The sequence below is a fragment of the Bradyrhizobium huanghuaihaiense genome, assembly GCF_025200885.1.
GTDB lineage: Bacteria > Pseudomonadota > Alphaproteobacteria > Rhizobiales > Xanthobacteraceae > Bradyrhizobium > Bradyrhizobium huanghuaihaiense.
Window position 1 is genome coordinate 7,426,876 of sequence record NZ_CP104172.1, and the last position, 23,252, is coordinate 7,450,127.

Sequence of the window (23,252 nt, forward strand, 5' to 3'; positions counted from 1 at the left end):
CACCGCAACAACCGGGCCTTTTCGCATTGCAGCGAAGCTCCGGCCGTTCCCCAAGGGGGCGCAGCATAGTCAAGCGTTGCGGCCGTGAACATTCGCCTTTCTACGGGCCGTCGCTCTTTTCGACCAGGAACACGATGCGCGCCTCGTTGCGCTCGGTGATCTCGACCTTGTCGCCGGTCTCGCGGATCAGGTTGGGGATGTCGATCACCGAGAGGGGATCGGTGCAGTGGACCTCGAGCTGGTCCCCTGCCTTGAGCGGCTTGAGCGCCTTGCGGGTCTTGAGGGCCGGTAGCGGGCATTTCAGCCCGGTGAGATCGAGAGTCGTCCTGGTCATCGCGGCAACATGGCGGGGCGGGCCGGCGGCGTCAACGCGGACATCAGATCAGGCCGGCGTAGGGCAGGAAGCCGACGCTCTGCCCGGGCTCGACGCCCGTGACGGCTTCACCGAGCTCGACCAGGCCGTCGGTCTCGACCAGCGACGACAGCAGTCCGGCGCCCTCGCGCGGGAACTTGGTTACCTCGAGCGCACCGTCCTGCCCCTTGCGGAGGAAGACGCGGACATATTCGCGCCGGCCTTCCTTCTTCCTGTAGGTAAACGCAGCCCGCACCGGGATCGGCACCAGCGGCTCCGGGAGGGCACCCGCCAGCGCCAGCACCGTCGGCCGCACCACATGGACGAAGGTGACGAAGCTCGCGACGGGATTGCCGGGCAGGCCAATCAGCGGCGTGCCGCCGATGATGCCCATCGCCACGGGACGGCCCGGCTTGATCGCCATCCGCCACAGCACCAGCGAGCCGACGCTCTCGACCGCCGCCTTGACGTGGTCCTCCTCGCCGGTCGAGACGCCGCCGGTGGTGAGAATCAAATCATGCGCGCCTGCTACCTCCTTCAGGCCGCTCGCAAGCGACGTTCGCTCGTCGCGCAAAATGCCGAGATCGCTGACCTCGCAACCGAGCCGGCGCAGCATTGCCATCAGCATGAAGCGATTTGAATCGAACAGCTGCGAGGTCGCGCGCGGCTCGCCCGGCGAAGCCAGCTCGTCGCCGGTCGAGAACACCGCGACACGGATGCGCCTGACCACATCGAGCCTGACAAGGCCGAACGCCGCGGCAAGCGCGATATGCTGCGGCCGCAAGCGCTGGCCGGCGCGCAGCGCAACCTGTCCCTTCGGAATGTCCTCGCCGGCGGGGCGGACATTCGCGCCCGGCTTCAGCCCCGGCGGCAGCACGATCCGACCGGAATCGTCGATGCGGACATCCTCCTGCATGAAGACGGTTTCGGCGCCCAGTGGCATCGGCGCGCCGGTGAAGATTCGCGCGGTGTGGCCGGGCTTGATCGGTGCCTGCGCAAGACTACCGGCCTGGATGCGGCCATGAAGCGGGAACGCCTGCTCCGCAGCTTGCGGAAGGTCCGCGTTGCGGACGGCGTAACCGTCGACCGCAGAGTTGGTGAACGGCGGCAGCGGCAAGGGCGCTGCAATGTCGCGCGCCAGCACGCGCCCGTCCGCATCGACGAGCCCCACGGTTTCCAGATCGACAATCGCGTTGACGCGCGTCGTGATCAGGCCAACGGCCTCGTCGACCGACATCATCGGTCCGCCGAAGGCAAAGCAATCGTCCGACAGTTGCGCCATGGTGCCTCGTCAGCGCGTCGCGGCGCTTCTTGCCACCGCTTCCTCGACCGGCATCGCCGCACGCAGCAGCAACGCGGCCACAGCGGGGATATCATCGAGATGGACGGTCGGCAGCCGGGTTTCAATGGCGGTGTCGGTCGCGATGCCGGCAATCCCGGGATCGTCGGGAAACAGCAGCGGCTTGCCATTGGCGGCGCGGTGCACCTCGATCTTGCGATGCGGCTCGCGCTTGAATCCCTCGACCACGACGAGATCGACGGCGGAGAGCTTGCTCAATAATTCCGGCAGCCGCGGCTCCGCCGCGCCGCGCAATTCATGCATCAAGGCCCAGCGGTTCGACGAGGCCACCAGCACCTCGGCCGCCCCCGCCTCGCGATGCCGCCAGGAATCCTTGCCGGGCACGTCGACATCGAACTGGTGATGCGCATGCTTGATGACGGAGACGCGCAGGCCTTGCGCGTTGAAATGCGGGATCAGCCGCGTCAACAGCGTGGTCTTTCCCGCACCGCTCCAGCCTGCAAGGCCGATGACTTTCATAACCCTTCGATCTCCGCCAACGGCTCGCCAGCCGATGGAACCACAGCCTCTCCCCGTCATTGCGAGCGCAGCGAAGCAATCCAGACTGTCTCCGCGGATGCATTTCTGGTTTGCTTCGCTCCGCTCGCAATGACGAGCGGAGGCATTTCACCCATTCCCTGCCATGCTTATATCGGCTTGAGCGGAATGTCATGCTAACGTCGCGGCCATGATGAAGATCGACAAAGCCCCGGTGCCCCTGATCGTCCCCAACCCGGACGACCCGCGCCTGACCCAGAGCGTGGCCGGCACCGACCAGACCGGCGCCAGGGTCGAGATCAAGGTGCCGATGGAGCGGCCGCTGACGCTTTACCTGAACGCCCAGGAGATCGTCACCATGATGACGATCGGCGACTATCCGGAATATCTGGCGCTGGGCTACCTGCTGAACCAGAACATGCTGAAATATAATGACGTGGTCACCGAGGTCGAATACGACGACGACCTCCAGGTGGTGGTGGTGCGCACCGAGCACCACACCAATTTCGAGGCCAAGCTGAAGAAGCGCACGCAGACCTCGGGCTGCGCGCAAGGTACCGCCTTCGGCGATCTGCTCGAAGCCGTTGAGAGCGTCGCGCTGCCGAAGGCCGAGCTGCGCACCTCCTGGCTCTACCAGATGACGCAGACCATCAACACCATGCCCTCGCTGTACCTCGAGGCCGGCGCGATCCACGGCTGCGTGCTGTGCAAGGAAGGCACGCCGCTCTGCTACACCGAGGATGTCGGCCGGCACAACGCCGTCGACAAGATCGCCGGCTGGATATACCGCCACGGCGTCGACCCCTCCGACAAGATCCTCTACACCACCGGGCGCCTCACCTCGGAGATGGTGATCAAGACCGTGCGGATGGGGATTCCGATCCTGGTGTCGCGCTCCGGCTTCACCGCCTGGGGCGTCGATCTCGCAAGGCAGGTCGGGCTGACGCTGGTCGGACGCACGCGCGGAAAGCGCTTCATCGCGCTCGCGGGCGAGGAGCGCATCGTCTACGACCAGAACCTCGCTTACGTCGAGGAGGAATCGGCAAAACACAAGCGCAAGGGTGAAGGTGGTGACGACTGAAATTCCCGCCACGAGTGTTTCGCCGACCGTTGGCGTGCTGCTCGCCGGTGGCCTCGCGCGGCGCATGGGCGGTGGCGACAAGCCCATGCGCACGATCGGCGGCCGCACCATTCTGGAGCGCGTGATCGCGCGCCTGAAACCTCAATGCAGCAGGCTGATCCTCAACGCCAACGGCGATCCCGCGCGTTTCGCGACCTTCGGCCTGCAGGTCGTCGCCGACGACGTACCCGGCTATCCCGGGCCGCTGGCCGGCATCCTCGCCGCGCTGGACTGGACCGCCGCGAACCGGCCTGACGTCGCATGGGTGCTCAGCGCCGCCGGCGACTGCCCGTTCCTGCCGCGCGATCTGGTCGCACGCCTGCACGAAGCCCGAAGCCGAGAGAACGCGCAGCTCGCGGTCGCCGCTTCAGGCGAGCAGTCGCATCCGGTGATCGGCTTGTGGCGTGTTGCCTTGCGCGACGAGCTGCGTCACGCATTGGTCGTCGAGGACCTCCGCAAGATCGATCGCTGGACCGCGCGCTATCCGCTCGCGACGGTGACCTGGCCGGCCGAGCCGCTCGATCCGTTCTTCAACGCCAACACGGTCGAGGACATCGCCGAGGCCGAACGGCTGGCGGCGCTGGATGACGCGTCCTAGGGCTCTGCTTTGAGTCCATGGCCGTGAACCGGACCGCGCACAGGGACGACCAATGATAGGTACGTTGCCCGGATGAGCCATGGCCGTCTCTCTCTTGGAAGTCATATTCGAAGTTGTCGATTTCGCCATCGATGTTTCGGAAACGATCGATCGCACGAAGCGGCTGAGCAAGCCTGACATCGTCGAGGTGCCGCCGGACCCGAAGCCGCTGTCGCCTGCCGCGCAGCGTGCACTTGCCGAAGCCGAGGAACGTGAGCGCCAACGCGATCAGGCCGCCAGCGGCACCGACCAGGCGTCGTAGCCGTAGACCCAGCTCGTATCGGTCCTGTCCTTCAGCCAGATGTTGGCGCGCGACGTCTCCTGCACCCGCGTGGTCCGCCCTTTCCGCGTCGCCTCGAAGCGGCGGAATGCGCCGGCAACACCGTCGCGACCGACACCGGCGAGACAGCGTGAAAGAACGGCCGCGTCCTCGATCGCCATGGCCGCGCCCTGCGCCATGTAGGGCGTCATGGGATGGCAGGCATCGCCGAGCAGCGTGACCTTGCCGTCGGCCCAGCGATCGAGCGCCTCGCGGTCCATGATCGCCCATTTGTGCACGTCGGGGCACGCCGCGAGCACCTGACCGACCTGCGGGTGGAAGCCTTCGAAGGAGGCACGCAGATCGCGGACGTCGCCCTTCGCCGACCATGACTCGATGCGGAAATCCGGCTCTGGCTGGCTGGTGACGAGATAGACTTCGCTACGATCCGGCTTGACGTAGTAGATCACGATGTGGCGGTCCTCGCCCCACCACTTCGTGCAGTCGTCGATCTTCTCCCCACCGAGCAGAGCGGCCGGATAGGTGGTGCGGTAGGCGATGCGACCGGTAAACCTGGCCGGCGCGGTGTCGAACAGGATGTCGCGCACCGTCGAATGCACGCCGTCCGCGCCGACCACGGCATCGGCAACGGCGCTGGTGCCGTCGGCAAAGGTCAGCCGGACGCCATCGCCGGTGTCATCCAGACCGGCCAGCTTGTGGCTCAGCCTCACGACTTCGCGCGGCACCACGCTCGCGAGTGCCGCGTGCAGATCGCCGCGATGAGCCAGCAGATAGGGCGCGCCGAACTTCTCTTCCGCGCTCTCACCAAAAATCATGTCGAACTTGATGTCGCCGCTCTTCCAGTCGCGATTGTTCCAGGACCGCGGATAGAAGGAGTGCTCGCGCATCCGCGCCTCGAGCCCGAGCGCGCGCAGCACCTTCATGGCGTTACAGCCGATCTGGATGCCGGCGCCGATGCGGGCGAATTTGGAGGCCTGCTCGTAGATCATGACGTTGACGCCGGCGCGTCTCAGCGCCGCGGCGGTCGCAAGCCCGCCCATGCCGGCACCGACGATCGCAACCGAAAGCGGCCTTGCCATCGCGTCCCCCACCCTGTCGCGCGGCTTGCATGCCGCGTCGATCTACGCAGGCCGGAAGCCTGCGTGCTCCAGTGCGGCGCGCGCATCATTCGAGCGGAGCGCGTCGAGAAACGCCTGCACCGCCGGTCGGTCTTTGCGCGCCGTCACCAGCGCGAAATCATAATGCTCTTCCGCGAGCGGAATGAAACCGAGGCCGGCCGCATGGGCGACCGGCGCAATGGTCATGCCCCAATCGGCGCGGTGCTGCGCAACAGCCGCGGCAACGGCGTTGTGCGAGCGCGGCTGGTTCCAATAGCCTTCCGGACGTGCACCGGCGAGCAACCGGTCGATCAGGATGCGCGTGCCGGCGCCCTGGTTGCGGTTGACCATGATGCAGGTGGGATCAGCGAGCGCCGCGGCAACCGCATCCTTCGCGCTCAGACCCTCAAATCGCGCGTCGCCCTCGCGGAAGACAATGCCCTGCATCCGCCGCCAGCCCGGGACGAGCTCGAGCCCCTCGACGAGATAGGGCGTGTTGTAGGTCTCGCTCTTGTCGTCGAACAGATGGATCGGCGCGAGATCGCATTCGCCGCGCCTGGCCGCCGCAAGGCCGCCGAGGCTGCCGACCGCGATCGAGCGCACGGTCAGGCCGGCACGCGCGAGCTGCGCGGTCACGAGATCGAGGCCGGTGCAATGGCTGCCGACAATGACGAGATCGGGCACCCGCACATGCGGCGTGAACAGCGTCACCTCGGTCTCGGTGCCCGCCGGCATCTGGTCGGCGAGCGCGTCGATGCGCAGGAAGCCGTCCGCCTGTGCGAAGGACGTGATCGCGCCAGAGCCCTTGCCGGAGGGATAGGCGATCAGGCCGTTCTTGCCCTCAACCAGCGAGACCATGACGAATTCGGTTCGGCCGAGCTCGGAGGCGATGCGGACCGGCACGGTCGCGCTGACCTTGGCATCGGAGCGCGGCGGCAGCCCGGCCATCCTGCGCAGCACGGGCACGATCATGTCGTGGAAGGTGAACATCGCCGAGGTCGGAAAGCCCGGCAGGATCACCACCGGCTTGCCGTCGCACACCGCAAGGCACAGCGGCTTGCCGGGCTTGAGTGCGACGCCATGCGCGATGATGCCGGGCTGACCGAGCCGGCTGATAATGCGATGGGACAGATCGCCCGCGCCTTTCGATGTGCCGCCCGAGAGCACCAGCATGTCGGCGTCTTCAAGTGCGCGCCGCATCGAAGCTTCGAGCTTGACCTCATCGTCGGGAATGGCGCCGAGGAAAATCGCCTCGCCGCCGTTCTCGTCGATCGCAGCCGCGACGATCGCGCCGTTGGTGTCGTAGATCGCCGCGGGCGCGAGCGCCTCGCCGGGCTGCACCAGCTCGTCGCCGGTGGAGATGACGGCGACGCGCAGCTTGCGCGCGACGGTCACCTCGGCGATCCCGCAGGCCGCCAGCATGCCGATCTCGCGCGATCCGATGATGGTGCCGGCGCGCAGCAGCGCCTCGCCGCGCGCAATGTCGGAGCCGGCGTAGGACACGAACTGTCCGGGCGACACGGCACGGCGGACGTCGATCGCATCCGGGCCGGCCGGTTGGGTGTGCTCGACCATGACGACGGCGTCGGCGCCCCGCGGCAGCGGGCCGCCGGTGGCGATCGGCGTGGCGGTGTCCGCGGCGACCTGCATCCTCGGCGCGGTGCCGCAGTGAATCGTCTCGGCGTTCAACGAGAGCCGAACGGGTGCGCCTTCACCCGCGGCGGCGAGATCCGCCGAGCGGACGGCAAAGCCATCGACGTTGGAACGATCGAACGGCGGCACATCGATCGGCGCAGTGATGTCCTCGGCGAGTGCCGCGCCGAGCGCAGCAGCGAGCTTACGCAGCTCGCTCGGGATCGCGCGCGGGAACAGCGCCGCCTCGAAGCGCGCCAAGGCCTCCTCGCGCGAGAGGATCTTGAGGAACTGCTCTTGTTCGAGCGCGCTGCGGCCTTGCGATTGCGGGATCATCGACATGCCGGAACCCATATCACTCCTGCATCAGATAGGCATCAACGGGCGTAGCCGCCGCAAATCCCTCGTGGCTGGCGGGAATGATCAGCCATGCATCCGCACGGGCGATGGCCTGGAGCGGCCACTCCCCCACCGCAAGCGGCATCCAGGCACGATGTTCCTCGGCCAGCAGCGCGATTTCGGCGATGCCGACACTGGATGCGATTTTTCGCGCGAGCGGCAGAGGCATTTGCCGGCGCGGCTGCCGTGCCGATAGACGATCGATGAGCGGAAGTACCAGCGCCAGCCAGACCGCAAGCGCATGATCCGGCGAGCCGGGCAAGGCAACAACGGGAACCTTGCCAAGCCGTCCGACCGCAGCGGTGCGGCCGGGCTGAAGCGCAAGGCCATGGGCGAGCACCTCACCGTGCCGGGCCAACGCAGCCACCGCGGCATCCTGGCGACCGAGGCCGCTGCCGCCGACCGTCAACAACAGGTCGCAAGCGGACGCATCGAGCACATCGGCGATCGATGCGTCATCGCGTGCGGCGGCCTCAACGGTCTGCACATCCAGTCCCGCAGCACGGGCGAGACCGGCGATCATATGCACCGTCGTCGTCGCGCCCGGCACGTTGACGATGTGCAGCCGCGGTCGCCGCACGCTCAGCCCGTCCACCGCCGCGACGCCCGCGAGCAACAGGTCGGCCGGACCGACCGGGTATCCCTTCGCGCCGGCCGTCGTACCGGCGGCAATGTCGGCTCCGGCGCGCCGGATGCCCTGCCCCGGAACACCCTCCGCCAGCACTTGCACAAGCGGCCCCGATACCTCGACTGCGTCGGCTTCGAGCACACAGTCGCATCCCTGCGGCATCGCATCGCCGGCATCGACCCAGACAGGGGCCGTCGCCAAGGGCAGCGGCGCATAGGCGGAGGCGCCGACGAGATCGGTGGCGCGCAGCGCCCAGCCATCCGCGGCGGCGATGTCATGAGACGGATAGGCCACTACCTGCGGCGCGCCCGCCGCGACGCAGCCAATGGCCTCGGACAGCGGCAATGCGACCGGCGCGACCGGATCAACGCCTCGCAGCAACGCGGCGAGTGCGGTGTCGAGCGGCGTCAGCGATGGCGACAGGCGCTGGGTCATGCGCCATGATGGACCATGCCTCGCCCGGTTTGGCAACCGCAGGAGATGAGGATCTCAGCCGCCCGTCTTGTCCGCATTTGGAAAGAACAGCTGCTGGCCGTCGACCTTGTAGGCAGCGATCGCCGCCTGCCCCTCCGGCGAGATCAGCCAGTCGACGAAGGTTTGCCCCAGCTCCTTCTTCACGTTCGGGAACTTGTCGGGACTCATCAGCATCACGCCGTATTGGTTGAGCAGCCGCTTGTCACCCTCGACGACGACATCGAGATCACCGCGATCCCTGAAGCCGATCCAGCTGCCGCGGTCCGACAGCACATAGGCGTTCGCCGTGCGTGCAGCCTCGAGCGCCGCGTCCATGCCCTGCTTGGCCTCGCGATACCAGGCACCCTTGGCGGCGGCGATGTCGATGCCGGCGACGATCCAGAGCGCGAGCTCCGCAGCGTGGGTGCCCGAGCGATCGCCACGCGTCACGAACGGCGCGCCCTTGGCCTCGATCGCCTTGAGCGCGGTCGCGATGTCCTTGCCCTTGACGCCGGCGGGATCGCTCTTCGGCCCGATCAGCACATAGTCGTTGTACATCACGTCGAAGCGCTTCACGGCAAAACCGTCGGCGACGAATTTTTCCTCCTGCGGCCGCGCATGCGTCAGCACGACGTCCGCCTCGCCCTTTCGTGCGCCGTCGAGCACCTCGTCGGCGCGCCGCGCGATCACCCTCACGTCGACACCGGTCTTATCGCGGAAGATCGGCAGCAGATGATCGAGCAGGCCGGACTCCTGCGTCGACGTCGTCGTGGCCAGCACGATCGCGCGATCCTCCGCGAAGGAGGCCGCAACGCCCGCAGCAAGGCCGCAGAGAAGCGCGAATGCAACGGACAGGCGGCGAGCGGCCATGAGCTGGTTCCCTTCGATATGACGCGATCATGATGATGGATTGCGCCGCACTCGTGACGCCAATCGCGCTCCGTTCGGGATATTTCGGCAACGACGACGCGGCACGGCGATTGCAAAACCGGCCTTCGCATGCACGTTCGCGACAGCCGCAAGGCCCGCACCATTCGAGCGCTTGAGGATCGTTCACCAAAGCAGAAATCGCAGGCGCGGATGTGTTGCAAAGCAACGAGATGATCGGGCATGGTTCCCGCGGACACAAAATGAAATGCAGAATTCCACCTGCGACGAACGTCCAAAAAGAAGCAAGAATTTGCATAGGAATGCAGGATGGAATTCCTGACGACCAGTGAAGCCGCTGACTATCTCCGACTTGGCGAACGCAAGCTCTACGAACTCGTCACCACCGGTGCGATCCCCTGCAGCAAGGTGACCGGTAAGTGGCTCTTCCCCCGGCACGAGCTCGACCTCTGGGTCCTCTCGGGCCTCGCGCGTCCGGCGGGCATGCTGACCACGGAGCCGCCGCCCGTCATGGGCGGCAGCCAGGACGAGCTGCTCGATTGGAGCCTGCGTGAATCCGGCTCCGGCCTCGGCTCCATGAGCGAGGGCAGCGCGCGCGGGCTCGAGCGCCTGCAGCGCGACGAGGTGATGGCCGTGGCCATGCACTTCCACAGCCTGGATTCCACCGGCAATCTTGCCGCTGATGCCAGTGTGACAGCGCTGCGGGACGCTCCGGACCTGCATGACGCCCTGCTGGTCGCATTCGTGCGCCGCGAGCAGGGCCTGGTGCTGCCGCCCGGCAATCCGAAACGGCTGCGCGGGCTCGCCGACGTGCTCGCGATCGGCGCCAGGATGGCGATGCGACAACAGGGCACAGGCGCTCAGATGCTGCTCGACGCGCTGCTCAAGCGCGCGGACGCCACGACGCGCGATCTGCGCCGGGTGGAGACGCCCGCCCTCACCGGGCCGGATCTCGCCGAAATGGTCCGCGCCGGACAAGCCGATTGCGGGGTCGCGACGCGCGCGGCGGCGCGCTCGGCCGGCCTCGATTTCGTGCCGCTGGTCTGGGAGAACTTTGATCTTGCGATGCGGCAGCGCAGCTATTTCCGCCCTGCCATGCAGGCGCTGATCAGGTTTCTCAGCGAAAGACGGCTGCGGCAGCGCGCCGAGGAGCTGACCGGCTACGACCCCTCGCCGGCGGGACAGATCCGCTTCGCGGCCTGACGTTGACGCCCACCCCTGAATAGTTGCAAAAGAAACCAATTCAGCCGGGCCATACCCGGCAAAAGCAACACCGGCCAACGCGCCGGATCAGGGGAGGACAAACGTGAAGCGAGCGAGATTTGGACTGCCGGTCGCGGCCGCCGTTGCGGCAGCGCTGCTGCCGGGCACCGCCATGGCGCAGGTGTCCGACAATGTCGTCAAGATTGGCGTGCTCACCGACATGAACGGCCCGGCATCCGCACCGACCGGCCAGGGCTCGGTGACCGCGGCGCAGATGGCGATCGACGATTTCGGCGGCACCGTGCTCGGCAAGCCGATCAGCGTCGTGGTCGGCGACCATCAGCTCAAGGCCGACATCGGCGCCTCGCTGGCGCGGCGCTGGTATGACGTCGACCAGGTCGACCTGATCGTCGACGTGCCGGTCTCGGCGGTCGGGCTCGCGGTGCAGAACATGGCCAACGAGAAGAAGCGGCTGTTCATCACCCACTCCACCGGCACCGCGGATTTCCACGGCAAGTTCTGCTCGCCTTACGCGATCCAGTGGGTGTTCGACACCCGCGCGCTCGCGGTCGGGACCGCGGATGCCGTGGTCAAGCGCGGCGGCGACAGCTGGTTCTTCATCACCGACGACTACGCCTTCGGCCATTCGCTGGAGCGCGACGCCTCCAGCGTCGTCACCGCCAATGGCGGCAAGGTGCTGGGCTCGGTGCGGCCGCCGCTGGCAACGCCTGATCTCTCTTCCTTCGTGCTGCAGGCGCAGGCCTCCAAGGCCAAGATCATCGGCATTGCCGCCGGTCCCCCCAACAACATGAACGAGATCAAGACCGGCTCGGAGTTCGGCGTGTTCAAGGGCGGCCAGCAGATGGCGGCATTGCTGGCGCTGATCACCGACATCCACGGCCTCGGCCTGCAGGCCGCGCAAGGCTTGCTCCTGACCACGTCGTTCTACTGGGACATGGACGACAAGACCCGCGAATGGTCGAAGCGCTATTTCGCCAAGATGAACAAGATGCCGTCGATGTGGCAGGCCGGCGTCTATTCCAGCGTGATGCACTATCTCAACGCCATCAAGGAGACCGGCACCGACGACCCGCTCAAGGTCGCGGCAAAGATGCGCGAGAAGCCGATCGAGGATTTCTTCGCCCGCAACGGCAAACTGCGCGAGGACAATCTGATGGTGCACGACCTCTGGCTGGTGCAGGTGAAGACGCCGGAGGAGAGCAAATATCCGTGGGACTATTACAAGATCCTCACGACCATCTCCGGCGACAAGGCGTTCGGCCCGCCGGACCCGGCGTGTCCGCTGGTGAAGAAATGACGATCGCTTAAAGCGATCGTCATTCCGGGGCGCGCAAAGCGCGAACTAAGGTGCGCAATTGCGCACCTGAGAATCTCGAGATTCCGGGTTCGCGTCTTCGACGCGCCCCGGAATGACGGTCGCTTTAGGCGACCGTCATTTCACCACGCCGATCTCGCGAAAATACTTCACGACGCCCGGATGGATCAGCTCCGGCCGCGGCGCGGCCGCGACGGTGTTCGCGGCCGTGGTCTCGCAGGCCTGCGCGAGTGTTTTGCAGAACGTCGCCTCGGCACCATGCAGCGTCTTCGCCAGGCGATAGGCGACGTCGTCGGGCAGATCCTCGCGCGTCAGCACAAAACTCCATGAGCCGAGCGAGACGATCGGCTCGGACTGCTTGGGGTAGCTGCCCGCCGGCACGGTCAGCGGCTTCAGGAACGTATGCTTGGCGCGGATGCGCGCAATCTCGTCCGCGCTTGGAGCGATGAAGCGCGCGCCTGATGCGCTCGAGGCCACCGCGGCGAAGCCGGGCCAGCCGATGCCGGCGCCCCAGAGTGCGGCGACGCGGCCGTCCTCGACCATCGCGGGGCCGTCGCCGGCGCGGTCGAGATAGACCGCCTTGAAGTCCTCGTCCTGCTTCAGGCCGAGACCGTCGAGCACATAGCGCGCCAGGATTGGCAGGCCCGAGCCTTTGGCCCCGAACGCGACGGGCTGGCCGACGAGATCGGCAATCGTCCTGTAGGGACTGTCCGCGCGCACCACGAACATGCCGGGGTTGGAATAGATCGCCGTCAAGATCTTCAGCCGCACCGGCGCGCGGCCGATGCCGGCAAAAGCCTCATAGGCCGGCTCGCCCGCGACCAGAGCGAGATCGAGCTCGCCCTTCTCCAGAAGCGGAATGTTTTCGTTGCTGCCCTTGGTGTTGCGCGGGGCAATGGTGATGACCGGATCGGCTGCGTTCATCACCTCGGCAAAGGCGTTGCCATAGAGCGGAAAGCCGCCGCCGGGTGTCGCGGTGCCCAAGCTGAGTGTCGTGGTGGGAATGGCCGTGCCTCCGGTCTGGGCGGCGGCGGGGCTTGCGAGCAGCGCCGCTGCGAGAAGGATGATTGCGAATCTCATGGTCGTTCCCGGCGGGCCTGCGTCAACACCGACTTGCGACGATGTAGGCAGCCGCGCGTTTTTGTGAAAGCATGCAGCCCAACGACAATAGAACAATGGGAGGTGTCATGTTGCGAATTTTGCGTAACGGTGTTTTCGGGCTCGCAGTTCTCTTAGGTCTTTTCAGCACCACCCCTCCCGCCGCGGCCGCCTATCCCGACCGCCCCGTGCACTGGATGATCGGCTTCGCCGCCGGCGGCCCGGTCGACATCGTGGCGCGGATCATGGCGCAGGCGCTCTCGGATCGGCTCGGCCAGCAATTCATCGTCGAGAACCGCACCGGCTCCGGCGGCAACATCGCGGCTGCGGCCGCGATCAACGCAGCCCCCGACGGCTACACGCTGCTGTTCGTCGCGCCGAACAACGCGATCTCGACCTCGCTCTACAAGAAGCTGCCGTTCGACTTCCTGCGCGACACCGTGCCGGTGGCGAGCATCATGCAGCTCACCAACATGCTGGTGGTCTCCAACGCGTTTCCCGCGAAGACGGTTCAGGAGTTCATCGACTATTGCAAGGCCAATCCGGGCAAGATCTCCTATGCCTCGTCCGGCAACGGCACCTCGGTGCACATGTCGGCCGAGCTGTTCAAGGCGATGACCAAGTGCGACATGATCCACGTGCCCTATCGAGGATCCGCGATCGCCTTCCCCGACATCATCTCCAACAAGGTGCAGCTGATCTTCGACAATTTGCCGTCCGCGCTGGAGCAGGCGAAGGGCGGCAATGTCCGCGCCCTCGGGGTGACCTCGCCGCAGCGCTGGCCGAGCGTGCCCGACGTGCCCGCGATCGCCGAGACCGTGCCGGGCTTCGAATCGGTCGGCTTCTACGGCATCTCCGCGCCGAAGGGCACCCCGAGCGAGGTGATCGAAACCCTCAACAAGGCCATTGGCGAAGCGCTGAAGGACCCGAAGGTGATCGCCCGCCTCGCCGAGACAGGCGGCATCCCCAAGCCGATGACGCCCGCCGAGTTCGGCAAGCTGGTCACGGATGAGACCGAGAAGTGGCGCAAGGTGGTGGAGTTCGCGGGGGTGTCGGTGGACTAGCGCCAGGCCGCCGCGCCGCCCGTGGCTCACCGGCAAAGCATCTGAGGGGGCCGAAAGGCCCTCTCAAAACAAAAAGTGCGAAAACAACCCCATGCACAGTAGAAGACGTGAGCAATCACAGCGGGTTACGGCAGCGTCAAACTGGGCACCGGCCGGATGATCGTGAGGGCCGTTTGACTTGTCGGGCAAAACAGTGGCAAAATGCCATTATTCCGAATCCAGCAATCATCCGACGAGCCTCGCTTTCGGCGCAGCGCCCGCGTTCCCCTCGATCGCGGCAATGTTCGACGCGTTGTCCTGACGCGAACCGAGGACCACTTCGCTTTGAAAACGCTTGAGGATTGCACCCCCGCCTCAGGCCCTGTAAACGAACCGCGCACCGTTGCCGGCCGCGCGTTCCGCGGCCGTCCCGCGGCGGGGCCTGTAGCTCAATGGTTAGAGCCGGCCGCTCATAACGGTCTGGTTGCAGGTTCGAGTCCTGCCGGGCCCACCAGTAAATCGATCAAGTGCGGACACTTTGAAAACGACTCGATTTCGTTTTGAGAACGACCCGATTTCAGATCCCTCTGATACGACTAATCAATTTCGCCTCGATTTTTTCGCCCGCGTTCTGATGCCCTTCTTCGGGCCGAAGAACTATTCGGAGAGGGCCGGGATGCCGCAGCGATACAATCCATGCCGTTGGCCACGTGCATCTGATTAGGGGCGGCGACAACCACCCCTTCCGGCCGATTTCCGCAAAGCATGTCCTGAAAGGACGGAAACCAGTCCACCTAGAGCGAAACTGCCAGCTCCCGGGCCGCCGGCGCCGGATCGACGATCGACGACAGTGCCGCCTCCGGCCGCGAGAATGTGTTCGATATGTCGCTTGCCGATGCGACCCGCTCCCATCACCGAGAGGCGGACGGGTGCGCTCAACAATGCTATCCCTTCTTCTCATCAAGCAGCTTGGCCACGCGACGCAAGCCGAGCAGATAACCTTGGGTGCTGAAGCCTGCGATGACCCCATCCGCTCGTTTGGAGACAAACGAGTGGTGGCGGAATTCCTCGCGCTTGTGCACATTGGAAATATGGACCTCGATCACTGTCCCCTCGAACGTGTTTAGAGCATCGAGGATCGCGACCGACGTATGGGTGAAAGCCGCGGGATTCATCACGATCCCGGCAGCCGTCTCGCGCGCCTCGTGGATCCGGTCGATCAGCTCGTATTCCCGGTTGGATTGATGGAAGCGAATCTCCAGGCCGAGCTCCTTGGCCAGCGCCCGACAATCCCGCTCCACGTCCGCGAGCGTCTCGTGACCATAGATGTGGGGCTGGCGCTTGCCGAGCAAATTGAGATTTGGTCCGTTGAGGACGTAGACAAGACGACTCATGGATGAACTCCATTCAGTGATGGGCAAGGATCTCGCCGAGGAACTGCCTGGTGCGGGCTTGCTGGGGATTGCGGAAGAATGCGTCGGGCGCGCCTTCTTCGATGATCTGGCCTTCGGCCATGAAGATGACGCGGTCGGCAACCTGGCGGGCAAAGCCCATCTCGTGGGTGACGCAAATCATGGTCATACCGTCGTTGGCGAGGCCTATCATCGTATCGAGCACCTCCTTGACCATCTCAGGATCGAGTGCCGAGGTCGGTTCGTCAAACAGCATCACCTTGGGCTGCATGCAGAGCGCGCGCGCGATCGCAACGCGCTGTTGCTGACCGCCCGAAAGCTGAGCCGGATACTTCTCGGCCTGGTCACCGATGCGCACACGCTCGAGGTATTTTCGCGCAATCGCTTCCGCCTCGCTCTTGCCGATGCGGCGCGCGCGGATGGGTGCGAGCATACAGTTCTGCAAGACCGTCATATGCGGAAAAAGATTGAAGCTCTGAAAGACCATGCCGACGTCCTGACGTACGACATCGATAGCCTTGATGCTGTCGTCAAGCCGATGACCGTTCACCACGATGCTGCCCTGTTGGATCGGCTCGAGGCGGTTGATGCAGCGGATCAGCGTCGACTTGCCTGAGCCCGACGGACCGCAGAGCACGATCTTCTCGCCTTTTCGCACGATGAGATCGACGTTGCGGAGAGCCTGGTACCCGCCGTACCACTTCTGCACGCCCTTCATTTCGATCAGGATCTGGTCCTGCATGCTGGTCTCCGCCGTTGGGCGGCGGCCGACGCGGATCGCGTCGGCCGCTCGCGGTGGCTACTGGACGGTGAAGGGAACGCCGGGGACGGAGTCCGGGAAGACAGGGACCGGGACCTTCATCCATTTGGCGTAGAAACTGGCCAACTTGCCGTTCGACTTGATCTGGTCGATGAACTTGTTGGCCGTCTCGTTCCACTCCTTCTCTCCGAGGCGCGTGCAGGCGCCGTTGTACAGAGCGGTAAAGTGAAGTTTGGGCTCGAACCCCAGTTCCGGCTTTGCGGCGTTGAGGCGCTGCGGATAAAACAGATTCGCGCCGACGGCCTGGACTTGGCCAGAGAGCAGCGCCTGGATGGTGGCGGCGTCATCGTCGAATCTGCGGATCTCGGTCCCGGACGGGGCGTTGTTGGTCACCTGAGTATCCTGCGTGGAGGACCGCGGAACGCCGATGACGAATTTGCTCATGTCGGCATTGCTGTTGATCGGCGTTGCCTGGGCTGCGACCAGTGTAATCTCGTTGGCGACGTAGGGTTTGGAATACTGCACCGCCTTCGCACGCTCGGGCAGCATGGCCATGGTCGCGAACAGAATGTCGACCCGGCCTGTGGTCAGCGCCGGAATACGATTGGCCACCGCCAGCGGAACGAACTCGGCCTTCACGCCAAGATATTCAGCGAAGGCCCGTCCCATGTCGGCATCGATGCCATCCTGCTTTCCCGAGCTGTCGACATAGCCCCAGGGAGGATTGTCGCCCTGAATGCCAATGACGACGACGCCCTTCTTCTTCACGTCTTCCAGAGTGCCGGCCTGCGATTTGCCTGCGATGGCGATAGCCGCCAATGCCAGCAGCGCGATGCCGAGCTGGCGACGGTTGGGTGAAAACAACATGAATATCTCCTCCTGGTGATGGCTGTTTGTGATTGAGCAGGTGCGCCGTTCCTACCTTTGACTGGCCAGGGCGAGCCTGGCCTCCATCCGACTGCCCCACCACGACAGTGGCCAGCAGAGGATGAAGTACATCGCGCCGACCACGCCGAAGACGAGCAAGGGCTGGAAGGTCTGGTTCGATACGATTTGACCGGCGCGGGCGAGTTCGATGAAACCAACGATGGCGGCGAGCGACGTGCCCTTGATGAGCTGCACGAGATAGCCGATGGTCGCGGGCAGCGAGATGCGGATTGCCTGCGGCAGCACGATGTCGCGCATGCGCGACGAATAGTGCAGTCCAAGCGCCATCGCGGCCTCGGTCTGGCCACGCGGCACGGCCTGTATCGCTCCGCGCCAGATCTCACCAAGGAAGGCGGAGGCATTCACGGTGAAGCCGATCGCCACCGCCACGAAGGCGTCGAGCTTCAGCCCGGTGAGCGCCAATCCATAGTACACGACGAAAAGCTGCAGCAGCAGCGGAGTGCCCTGGAACAACCCGATGTAAATGCGGGTGATCCACTCCACGCCCCTATGACCACAGGTACGCAGCAATGCTACAGCCAGACCTGCCGTGCAGCCGCCCACAAACGCAACCAGAGTCAGCAGCATCGTCCATTGCAGACCACGCAGCAGGAAGCCGAACTCGGGAAGGCCAAAATGCGGTGTCATGATCGCTCCCTCAGCGTGTCGGATATGAGAAGAAGCGGTGAGAGACGACGGCGAAGCCCAGCATCAAGAGCCAGGAGATCGCGAGGTAGAGGAAGGTGACGAAGAAATAGACCTCGAAGCTGCGGAACGTGTCGCTTTCGATGCGCTGCGCAACCGATGTCAATTCGTAGGCCGATACCGCCGAACAGATCGATGAGGTCAGCGTCAGCATGATGAACTGCCCCGTCAGCGAGGGGTAGATCGCGCGAAGCGCGGGCTTGAGCACAATGAACCGGAATACCTGCCCTTTGTGCAGTCCGAGCGCGTAGCCGGCTTCCACCTGTCCTTTATGAATGGACTGCACCCCGCCGCGGATGATCTCGATGGCGTAGGCGCCACCATTGACGCCGAGCGCGATGATGGCGGTGGCGGTCGGATTGAGCCTCAATCCGATGAGCGGCAGGGCGAAGAAGAGAAAGAAGATCTGCACCAGGAAAGGCGTGTTGCGCACGATCTCGACAAAGCCGATCACGATGGCCCGCAACCAGGCCGCCTTCGAATCGCGTGCCGCGACGCCGGCGACGCCGATCATCATTGCGAGCGTCATGCCGGCAAGCGCCAGGGCCAACGTTCCCACGCACCCCCACAGCAGGGCCGGCATCGCGTGCCAAACCACCGAGAAATCGAGCGTATAGCCCATCTTGCGTTTCCTCTCGGGCGTTGTGCGTGCCGCTCGCCCATCGGCCGGGTGTTACCCTCCCAGGGATGCAAAAGTGGCGAAGAAAACGTCTGGATCAGGTGAGATGCCCGTGAACAGGCGGAATGCTTCGGTGCCCTGGAAGATCGCCATGCCACCACCATCGACGGTGCGGCAGCCGAGGGCACGCGCCGCGCGCAGCAGGGCGGTTTCCAGCGGGAAGTAGACGATCTCAGCGACCCACAGATCGGGACGCAGCAGAGCCGTCGGCAGCGGCGTGCCCGGATATTTGTCCATGCCGATCGGCGTCGCGTTGACAATTCCGTCTGCGGCAGCAACGGCGGCCGCGACATCCCGGCCGACCCTCAAGCGCCCTTCTGCAAATCGCGGGGACAAGCCGTCGACCACATTCTGCGCCTTGGCCGGGTCGACGTCGATGATGGTCAACTCCCGCACGCCGAGCTTCATCAGCGCGAAAGCGACTGCCGCTCCTGCACCGCCGGCGCCGAATTGGACGACACGACCGAGCGATGCACCCTGCATGTTGCGGCGAAAGTTCTCGGCAAAGCCGAACCAGTCGGTGTTGTGGCCGATGATTCGGCCATTCCTGACGACCACGGTGTTCACGGCACCAAGCGCCTCCGCGTCAGGCGAAAGCTCATCCAGGAGTGGAATGATCGCCTGCTTGCAGGGATGAGTCACGTTCAGCCCGTCAAAGCCCATCCACTTTGCCGCCGTCAGCAATTCCGGCAGCGCTTCGGCACCAAGCTTCAACTCAGTCAGGTCAATCTTCTTGTAGAGATAACGGATGCCCGCGGCGTCAGCGGCCGCTTCATGCATAGGCGGAGTGCGTGACGCCGCGATGCCGCTCCCGATCAGGCCGACGAGAAAGCTGGACTTCTGATGCATGGCCGGCATCGCCCGTCAGCTCAAAGGGACAGTCAGCTCGGCGATGACCTGAGCCGTGCTCGGTCGAACGCCGCGCCACCAGGCAAAAGCTTCCGCCGCCTGCTCGACCAGCATGCCGACGCCGTCCGCCAGCTTGGCTACGCCTTCGGCGCGGGCCGCTTGCAGAAAGGGAGTCAGCCCTTTGCCATAGGCGAGTTCGTACGCCAGCTCCGCACCGCGGAAGACGTTGCCTGGAAGCGGCGGCAACTCACCCCGCAGGCTGGCCGATGTCGCGTTGACCACGACGTCATAGCCTTCGGCGAGATCGGCCAGTTCAGCATAGCCGCTGACGATCAGGGGACCAAAACCGGCGAACTCTTCGGCCAATGCCACAGCCTTCGATAAGGTACGATTGACGAGAACCAACTCGGATGGCTCCTGACGCAGGAACGGCAGCAGCGCGCCACGCGCTGCTCCTCCAGCGCCGAGCATCAGGACGCGGCGGCCGGTCATTTTGACGCCGAGATTGACGGTGATGTCGCGCACGAGGCCGATCCCGTCGAAATTCTCGGCAACGATCCGATCGCCGTCGAACTTCAGGCAGTTTGCAGCGCCTGCTCGTTTGGCGCTCTCTGAAAGCTCATTTGCGTAGGCGAAGGCATCGAGCTTGAACGGGGCGGTGATGTTCAGCCCCTTGGCGCCCTCTGTCCGGAATTGATCAACCCGCTCGTTGAAACCATTGAGGGGGCCCTCGATCGCCTCATAGACAAGGTCCTGTCCTGTCATTCTGGCGAAAGTGCCATGGATGAGAGGTGATTTGCTGAAGCCGATCGGATTGCCGATCACCGCATACCGGTCGCTCATCGCTCACTCCCGCACTGCGACTTCGTTGTAGAGAACCCCGTCACGCACCATCGCCTCGACGAGGCCAGCCGAGAGTCCCAGCGACTCTGCAATGCGGCGATTGTCCTGGCCGAGCAGCGGCGCTGGAGTACGCACGGTGGTGTCGCAATCAGAGAACCGGAACGGCAGGTTCGGCAACGTCACCTTGCCGAGCACAGGATGCTCCTGCTCGACCAACATGCCGCGCGCGTGGATCTGCGGATCGTTCACGACCTCTTCGATGGTCTGCACGGGAGCGGACGGCACACCAGCTTCGTCGAGTGCCGCAAGACAGGCGTCCCGAGAGGGTTGCGACAGCGTCCAGGTGCGCACAATCTCCATCGCTTCGGCATAATGGGCGTTGCGCGCAGCAGGCGTGGTGAAGCGTTCGTCGGATGACAAGCTGCTTCCCCCAATCAGTGTCGCCAATCGTCGCCACGCATCATCAACTTGCGCGGCGATGACAAGATTGCCGTCCTTTGCCGGAAAGACGCCGTAGACGGTCGAATCTGGCTGTCCGCTTCCGGTCTGCTTCGGCAGGTCGGTACCGCCGGAGAGGAAGTAGCGCTGCACCGCATAGTCGTGCATCGAGACCATGCAGTCGTACAGCGCCAGATCGATGTGTTGACCGCGCCGGGACGACGCGCGGCCGACCAGCGCGGCATTGACGGCAGCCACGCCGTGAATGCCGGTGTACATGTCGGCCAATGGCATCCGCAGCAGCGGCGGCGCTTCGCCGGGATTGCCCAGTTGCGCCAGAGCGCCCGACATCGCCTCTGCGATCAGGCCGAAGCCGGGACGGTCGGCATAGGGACCGGTGTGGCCATAGGCGGAGACCGAACAGTAGATCAGTCCGGGATTGCGCGCCGACAGCGTCTTGTAACCGAGCCCGAGGCGTTCGAGTGCGCCGGGGCGGTAGTTCTCGATGAAGACATCGGCCGTGTCGACCAGCTTCATCATCATGTCGAGGCCACGCCTGTCGCGCAGATCGATGCACAGGCCCTGCTTGCCCATGTTCTGCTGCAGGAAGTAGCCGGATTGTCCGTCCTTGAAATAGCCGTGGGCGCGACCCGCATCGCCTTGCTTCGGACGCTCCACCTTGATGACCTCAGCGCCCATCGCGGCGAGGCAACGGCCCATGAACGGGCCTGCGAGAAAATGGCTGTAGTCGATGACGCGAATGCCTTTGAGCGGCAGATCTTGGAGCGGCAGATCTTGTGCGGTCATGCCTGCCCTCCCGCGACGCTGGTCTTCGGGCGCATCGGAATCATCAGCCGGTGCTCGCCTAGCTGCACCACTTCGCCGCGCTGGTTGATCAGCTCCGAGGGCAGCACCACGATGCCCCACCCTTCCCGCTTCGTGGCGCGCATTGAACCAACGCGGAACTTCACATGTACGGAGTCGCCGAGCTTGATCGGCAGCTTGAAATCCCATGTCCAGCCCAGCGACATTCCCGGGAGGAAGCGGTAGTCGGCACGGGTCTTCAAACCATCGGCCAGCGACAGACCAAACAGCCCGTGCGCGACGCGCGTACCGAATGGTGTAGTCCTGGCGTATTCCTCGTCGACATGGACCGGCGTGAAATCGCCCGTCAGCTCGGCGTAGGCGTTCACCATCGTTTCGGTAACCGTCACTGAGGGAGTGACGCATTCGTCACCGACCCTGGCATCGTCCCAGTAGCGCTCATCGGTCATGTCGCGTGTTCCTTAGGCCCGTGGATCGATCGCCAGCGCCGCTTCCACGGCACCCGTACTGGCTTGCAAGATTTCGACGTTCAGCCCGCCCGGCAGCTCGAGCCAGTTCGGCCCGGCGGGCAGTGCTTTAGCGCCCCACGCGGCAGCTCGGGCGAGCACACCTTCGTAATCGTCGACCATGATGCCGAGATGGGCGAGGCGGCCCTCCGGTCCGACGAAGTTCGGATCCTCGATGAGTTGCACGCTTCCGAGCACCCATACCTGACGCGGGCGCGGGCCATCGGCGGGTTGCTCGTCTCGGATAGCGAGACCAAGCACCTCACGAAAGAAGTCGACGTGACGATCAACATCCGGCACGCGAATCGCGACGTGCTCGACATAAGCGCGGGGCAACGACATCGTCTCAGGCCTTTCCTGGATAATCGCTGCGGGCGTATTCGAGCCCTTTGATCAACGCGACGAGGGTCGAATTGACGGGGGTCGGGACGTTGAACTTGGCCCCCCAACGCACGACCGAGCCGTGAATGTAATCGACCTCAGTCAGGTTGCCGGACTGCAAGCTCTGCAGCATCGAGGTCTTGAACTCGGATGGCAGCCCAGCGGATGCCATCGTCCAAGCGAGCCGAGGGTCGGCAATCGAGATCTTGACGCCAGCGGCTTGCGCGACTGCGATGCTCTCCGAGATTGCGGCCAGCGCACACTCTTCCAGGACAGGCAGTGAATACAGGCCGCCATAGGTCAGCCCGGTAACTGCGGTAATTCCCCCACCGGCCACGTTGATGAACAACTTGTCCCACATCGTGCCCAAGATGTTGTCGCTGAGCAGCGTGAGAATGCCGGCACGATTGAACGTCTCGGAAATTCGCTGTGCGCGTTCCGTCAAGCGCCCGTCAAGTTCGCCGATGATGGTTTCCTTGCCGATGACCCCGGAGCGAACATGACCAGGACCCAGCAGCACGCCGCCAACGTAGGTCTTGCCCGCCATGACCCGCTCGCGACCAACTTCCCCCGAAAGGATGTCCTCGTGCCCAAGACCGTTTTGAAGCGACATCACGACCGTCTGCGGCCCGATGATCGGCGCTGCCGCCCGGATGGCATCTCGCGTGTGGTAGGATTTGACGAGGACGATGACGAGGTCCGCCACTATGCCGACCTCGGCCGCGGAGGTGCACGCAGAGAGCTTTACAGTGGTCTCGGCGCCACCTTCGAGCATCCGTAGCCCACCGGCATTGATCGCCTCGACATGAGCTCGAAACGGATCGATCAACCAGACCTCGGCACCGCCGCGCGCCAGGGTGCCGCCGATGGTCGAGCCCAAGGCCCCCGCTCCGATAAAGCAGATCCTCATCCGAACGTTTCTCC

Annotated in this window: 25 protein-coding genes and 1 tRNA gene; 7 read left to right on the plus strand and 19 right to left on the minus strand. The window is 64.7% G+C overall.

Annotation, left to right across the window (positions count from 1 at the left end; genetic code table 11):
- Positions 1 to 100: 100 nt before the first annotated feature.
- From N2603_RS35010 to mobB, 3 genes are read right to left on the minus strand one after another with little or no spacing between them, the layout of a single operon-like run.
- Entirely contained in the window at positions 101 to 334 is a 234-nt protein-coding gene (locus N2603_RS35010) for a sulfurtransferase TusA family protein (protein WP_018643991.1), read from the minus strand.
- A gap of 43 nt (positions 335 to 377) precedes the next feature.
- Positions 378 to 1,634, minus strand: coding sequence for a molybdopterin molybdotransferase MoeA (locus tag N2603_RS35015; RefSeq protein WP_260385713.1), 1,257 nt, complete (start codon positions 1,632 to 1,634; stop codon positions 378 to 380).
- A gap of 9 nt (positions 1,635 to 1,643) precedes the next feature.
- The gene (mobB, locus tag N2603_RS35020) at positions 1,644 to 2,171 is read right to left on the minus strand and encodes a molybdopterin-guanine dinucleotide biosynthesis protein B (protein WP_018643989.1); all 528 of its coding nucleotides are present in this window, start codon (positions 2,169 to 2,171) and stop codon (positions 1,644 to 1,646) included.
- 208 nt (positions 2,172 to 2,379) lie between these two features.
- Between mobB and N2603_RS35025 the strand changes: the two genes are divergently transcribed.
- The 3 genes from N2603_RS35025 (at position 2,380) to N2603_RS35035 (ending at position 4,208) form a co-directional block, all read left to right on the plus strand.
- Entirely contained in the window at positions 2,380 to 3,270 is an 891-nt protein-coding gene (locus N2603_RS35025) for a formate dehydrogenase accessory sulfurtransferase FdhD (protein WP_018643988.1), read from the plus strand.
- Entirely contained in the window at positions 3,251 to 3,907 is a 657-nt protein-coding gene (gene mobA / locus N2603_RS35030) for a molybdenum cofactor guanylyltransferase MobA (RefSeq protein ID WP_260385714.1), read from the plus strand. The genes N2603_RS35025 and mobA overlap by 20 nt, the downstream gene beginning before the upstream one ends.
- Positions 3,908 to 3,986: 79 nt before the next feature.
- Positions 3,987 to 4,208, plus strand: coding sequence for a hypothetical protein (locus N2603_RS35035; protein WP_260385715.1), 222 nt, complete (start codon positions 3,987 to 3,989; stop codon positions 4,206 to 4,208).
- Here N2603_RS35035 and N2603_RS35040 read toward each other — a convergent pair.
- From N2603_RS35040 to N2603_RS35055, 4 genes are read right to left on the minus strand one after another with little or no spacing between them, the layout of a single operon-like run.
- Positions 4,175 to 5,305, minus strand: coding sequence for an FAD-dependent monooxygenase (locus tag N2603_RS35040; protein ID WP_260385716.1), 1,131 nt, complete (start codon positions 5,303 to 5,305; stop codon positions 4,175 to 4,177). The genes N2603_RS35035 and N2603_RS35040 overlap by 34 nt on opposite strands.
- Before the next feature lie 42 nt (positions 5,306 to 5,347).
- A complete protein-coding gene (locus N2603_RS35045; protein WP_260385717.1) occupies positions 5,348 to 7,309 on the minus strand; it encodes a molybdopterin biosynthesis protein in 1,962 nt (653 codons plus the stop codon).
- 1 nt (position 7,310) lies between these two features.
- The gene (locus tag N2603_RS35050; RefSeq protein ID WP_260385718.1) at positions 7,311 to 8,417 is read right to left on the minus strand and encodes a molybdopterin-binding protein; all 1,107 of its coding nucleotides are present in this window, start codon (positions 8,415 to 8,417) and stop codon (positions 7,311 to 7,313) included.
- Positions 8,418 to 8,471: 54 nt separating this feature from the next.
- On the minus strand, positions 8,472 to 9,305 hold the full coding sequence (locus N2603_RS35055) for an ABC transporter substrate-binding protein (protein WP_260385719.1): 834 nt from the start codon (positions 9,303 to 9,305) through the stop codon (positions 8,472 to 8,474).
- Positions 9,306 to 9,632: 327 nt separating this feature from the next.
- On the opposite strand from N2603_RS35055, the gene N2603_RS35060 reads away from it, so the two are divergent.
- Together N2603_RS35060 and N2603_RS35065 are read left to right on the plus strand one after the other, a co-directional pair.
- Complete coding sequence (locus N2603_RS35060) at positions 9,633 to 10,526, plus strand: helix-turn-helix transcriptional regulator (protein ID WP_260385720.1); 894 nt, start codon at positions 9,633 to 9,635, stop codon at positions 10,524 to 10,526.
- A 103-nt stretch (positions 10,527 to 10,629) separates the two neighbouring features.
- A complete protein-coding gene (locus N2603_RS35065; protein WP_260385721.1) occupies positions 10,630 to 11,844 on the plus strand; it encodes an ABC transporter substrate-binding protein in 1,215 nt (404 codons plus the stop codon).
- A 135-nt stretch (positions 11,845 to 11,979) separates the two neighbouring features.
- Here the strand turns inward: N2603_RS35065 and N2603_RS35070 are convergent, their stop codons facing one another.
- Entirely contained in the window at positions 11,980 to 12,942 is a 963-nt protein-coding gene (locus tag N2603_RS35070) for a TAXI family TRAP transporter solute-binding subunit (protein WP_260385722.1), read from the minus strand.
- A gap of 107 nt (positions 12,943 to 13,049) precedes the next feature.
- On the opposite strand from N2603_RS35070, the gene N2603_RS35075 reads away from it, so the two are divergent.
- Together N2603_RS35075 and N2603_RS35080 are read left to right on the plus strand one after the other, a co-directional pair.
- Positions 13,050 to 14,024: a Bug family tripartite tricarboxylate transporter substrate binding protein gene (locus N2603_RS35075; RefSeq protein WP_260385723.1), complete on the plus strand. Its 975-nt coding sequence runs from the start codon at positions 13,050 to 13,052 to the stop codon at positions 14,022 to 14,024.
- 417 nt (positions 14,025 to 14,441) lie between these two features.
- A tRNA-Ile gene (locus N2603_RS35080) sits at positions 14,442 to 14,517 on the plus strand.
- A gap of 430 nt (positions 14,518 to 14,947) precedes the next feature.
- Here the strand turns inward: N2603_RS35080 and aroQ are convergent.
- From aroQ to N2603_RS35135, 11 genes are read right to left on the minus strand one after another with little or no spacing between them, the layout of a single operon-like run.
- Positions 14,948 to 15,397 (minus strand): type II 3-dehydroquinate dehydratase, encoded by a 450-nt coding sequence (gene aroQ, locus N2603_RS35085; protein WP_260385724.1) that lies wholly within the window; start codon positions 15,395 to 15,397, stop codon positions 14,948 to 14,950.
- Between the two features lie 13 nt (positions 15,398 to 15,410).
- Positions 15,411 to 16,157 carry an amino acid ABC transporter ATP-binding protein gene (locus N2603_RS35090; RefSeq protein ID WP_260385725.1) on the minus strand — a complete coding sequence of 249 codons (747 nt, stop codon included), beginning with the start codon at positions 16,155 to 16,157 and terminating at the stop codon, positions 15,411 to 15,413.
- Between the two features lie 57 nt (positions 16,158 to 16,214).
- Complete coding sequence (locus N2603_RS35095) at positions 16,215 to 17,042, minus strand: transporter substrate-binding domain-containing protein (RefSeq protein WP_260385726.1); 828 nt, start codon at positions 17,040 to 17,042, stop codon at positions 16,215 to 16,217.
- 51 nt (positions 17,043 to 17,093) lie between these two features.
- Entirely contained in the window at positions 17,094 to 17,750 is a 657-nt protein-coding gene (locus tag N2603_RS35100) for an amino acid ABC transporter permease (protein WP_018643974.1), read from the minus strand.
- Positions 17,751 to 17,760: 10 nt separating this feature from the next.
- Positions 17,761 to 18,429 carry an amino acid ABC transporter permease gene (locus N2603_RS35105; RefSeq protein WP_260385727.1) on the minus strand — a complete coding sequence of 223 codons (669 nt, stop codon included), beginning with the start codon at positions 18,427 to 18,429 and terminating at the stop codon, positions 17,761 to 17,763.
- Between the two features lie 51 nt (positions 18,430 to 18,480).
- On the minus strand, positions 18,481 to 19,335 hold the full coding sequence (locus tag N2603_RS35110; protein ID WP_260385728.1) for a shikimate dehydrogenase: 855 nt from the start codon (positions 19,333 to 19,335) through the stop codon (positions 18,481 to 18,483).
- Positions 19,336 to 19,350: 15 nt separating this feature from the next.
- Positions 19,351 to 20,178, minus strand: a complete 828-nt coding sequence (gene aroE, locus N2603_RS35115) for a shikimate dehydrogenase (protein WP_018643971.1) — start codon at positions 20,176 to 20,178, stop codon at positions 19,351 to 19,353.
- A 3-nt stretch (positions 20,179 to 20,181) separates the two neighbouring features.
- A complete protein-coding gene (locus N2603_RS35120) occupies positions 20,182 to 21,423 on the minus strand; it encodes a CaiB/BaiF CoA transferase family protein (protein WP_260385729.1) in 1,242 nt (413 codons plus the stop codon).
- Positions 21,420 to 21,890 (minus strand): MaoC family dehydratase, encoded by a 471-nt coding sequence (locus tag N2603_RS35125; RefSeq protein ID WP_260385730.1) that lies wholly within the window; start codon positions 21,888 to 21,890, stop codon positions 21,420 to 21,422. Before N2603_RS35125 ends, N2603_RS35120 begins: the two co-directional genes overlap by 4 nt.
- Before the next feature lie 12 nt (positions 21,891 to 21,902).
- Positions 21,903 to 22,289 carry a VOC family protein gene (locus N2603_RS35130; RefSeq protein ID WP_260385731.1) on the minus strand — a complete coding sequence of 129 codons (387 nt, stop codon included), beginning with the start codon at positions 22,287 to 22,289 and terminating at the stop codon, positions 21,903 to 21,905.
- 4 nt (positions 22,290 to 22,293) lie between these two features.
- Positions 22,294 to 23,238 (minus strand): ketopantoate reductase family protein, encoded by a 945-nt coding sequence (locus tag N2603_RS35135; RefSeq protein ID WP_311740729.1) that lies wholly within the window; start codon positions 23,236 to 23,238, stop codon positions 22,294 to 22,296.
- Between the last annotated feature and the right edge of the window lie 14 nt (positions 23,239 to 23,252).

Bases quoted from the DNA above. Each gene is read 5' to 3' on its own strand.
- N2603_RS35105 (WP_260385727.1), bottom strand. From the start codon at position 18,429: ATGGGCTATACGCTCGATTTCTCGGTGGTTTGGCACGCGATGCCGGCC.
- N2603_RS35125 (WP_260385730.1), bottom strand. From the start codon at position 21,890: ATGACCGATGAGCGCTACTGGGACGATGCCAGGGTCGGTGACGAATGC.
- N2603_RS35040 (WP_260385716.1), bottom strand. From the start codon at position 5,305: ATGGCAAGGCCGCTTTCGGTTGCGATCGTCGGTGCCGGCATGGGCGGG.
- N2603_RS35070 (WP_260385722.1), bottom strand. From the start codon at position 12,942: ATGAGATTCGCAATCATCCTTCTCGCAGCGGCGCTGCTCGCAAGCCCC.
- N2603_RS35095 (WP_260385726.1), bottom strand. From the start codon at position 17,042: ATGTTGTTTTCACCCAACCGTCGCCAGCTCGGCATCGCGCTGCTGGCA.
- N2603_RS35010 (WP_018643991.1), bottom strand. From the start codon at position 334: ATGACCAGGACGACTCTCGATCTCACCGGGCTGAAATGCCCGCTACCG.
- N2603_RS35130 (WP_260385731.1), bottom strand. From the start codon at position 22,289: ATGTCGTTGCCCCGCGCTTATGTCGAGCACGTCGCGATTCGCGTGCCG.
- N2603_RS35075 (WP_260385723.1), top strand. From the start codon at position 13,050: ATGTTGCGAATTTTGCGTAACGGTGTTTTCGGGCTCGCAGTTCTCTTA.
- N2603_RS35055 (WP_260385719.1), bottom strand. From the start codon at position 9,305: ATGGCCGCTCGCCGCCTGTCCGTTGCATTCGCGCTTCTCTGCGGCCTT.
- mobB (WP_018643989.1), bottom strand. From the start codon at position 2,171: ATGAAAGTCATCGGCCTTGCAGGCTGGAGCGGTGCGGGAAAGACCACG.
- N2603_RS35135 (WP_311740729.1), bottom strand. From the start codon at position 23,238: ATGAGGATCTGCTTTATCGGAGCGGGGGCCTTGGGCTCGACCATCGGC.
- N2603_RS35035 (WP_260385715.1), top strand. From the start codon at position 3,987: ATGGCCGTCTCTCTCTTGGAAGTCATATTCGAAGTTGTCGATTTCGCC.
- N2603_RS35110 (WP_260385728.1), bottom strand. From the start codon at position 19,335: ATGCATCAGAAGTCCAGCTTTCTCGTCGGCCTGATCGGGAGCGGCATC.
- N2603_RS35090 (WP_260385725.1), bottom strand. From the start codon at position 16,157: ATGCAGGACCAGATCCTGATCGAAATGAAGGGCGTGCAGAAGTGGTAC.
- N2603_RS35120 (WP_260385729.1), bottom strand. From the start codon at position 21,423: ATGACCGCACAAGATCTGCCGCTCCAAGATCTGCCGCTCAAAGGCATT.
- N2603_RS35015 (WP_260385713.1), bottom strand. From the start codon at position 1,634: ATGGCGCAACTGTCGGACGATTGCTTTGCCTTCGGCGGACCGATGATG.
- N2603_RS35100 (WP_018643974.1), bottom strand. From the start codon at position 17,750: ATGACACCGCATTTTGGCCTTCCCGAGTTCGGCTTCCTGCTGCGTGGT.
- N2603_RS35025 (WP_018643988.1), top strand. From the start codon at position 2,380: ATGATGAAGATCGACAAAGCCCCGGTGCCCCTGATCGTCCCCAACCCG.
- N2603_RS35045 (WP_260385717.1), bottom strand. From the start codon at position 7,309: ATGGGTTCCGGCATGTCGATGATCCCGCAATCGCAAGGCCGCAGCGCG.
- aroQ (WP_260385724.1), bottom strand. From the start codon at position 15,397: ATGAGTCGTCTTGTCTACGTCCTCAACGGACCAAATCTCAATTTGCTC.
- aroE (WP_018643971.1), bottom strand. From the start codon at position 20,178: ATGAGCGACCGGTATGCGGTGATCGGCAATCCGATCGGCTTCAGCAAA.
- N2603_RS35050 (WP_260385718.1), bottom strand. From the start codon at position 8,417: ATGACCCAGCGCCTGTCGCCATCGCTGACGCCGCTCGACACCGCACTC.
- N2603_RS35060 (WP_260385720.1), top strand. From the start codon at position 9,633: ATGGAATTCCTGACGACCAGTGAAGCCGCTGACTATCTCCGACTTGGC.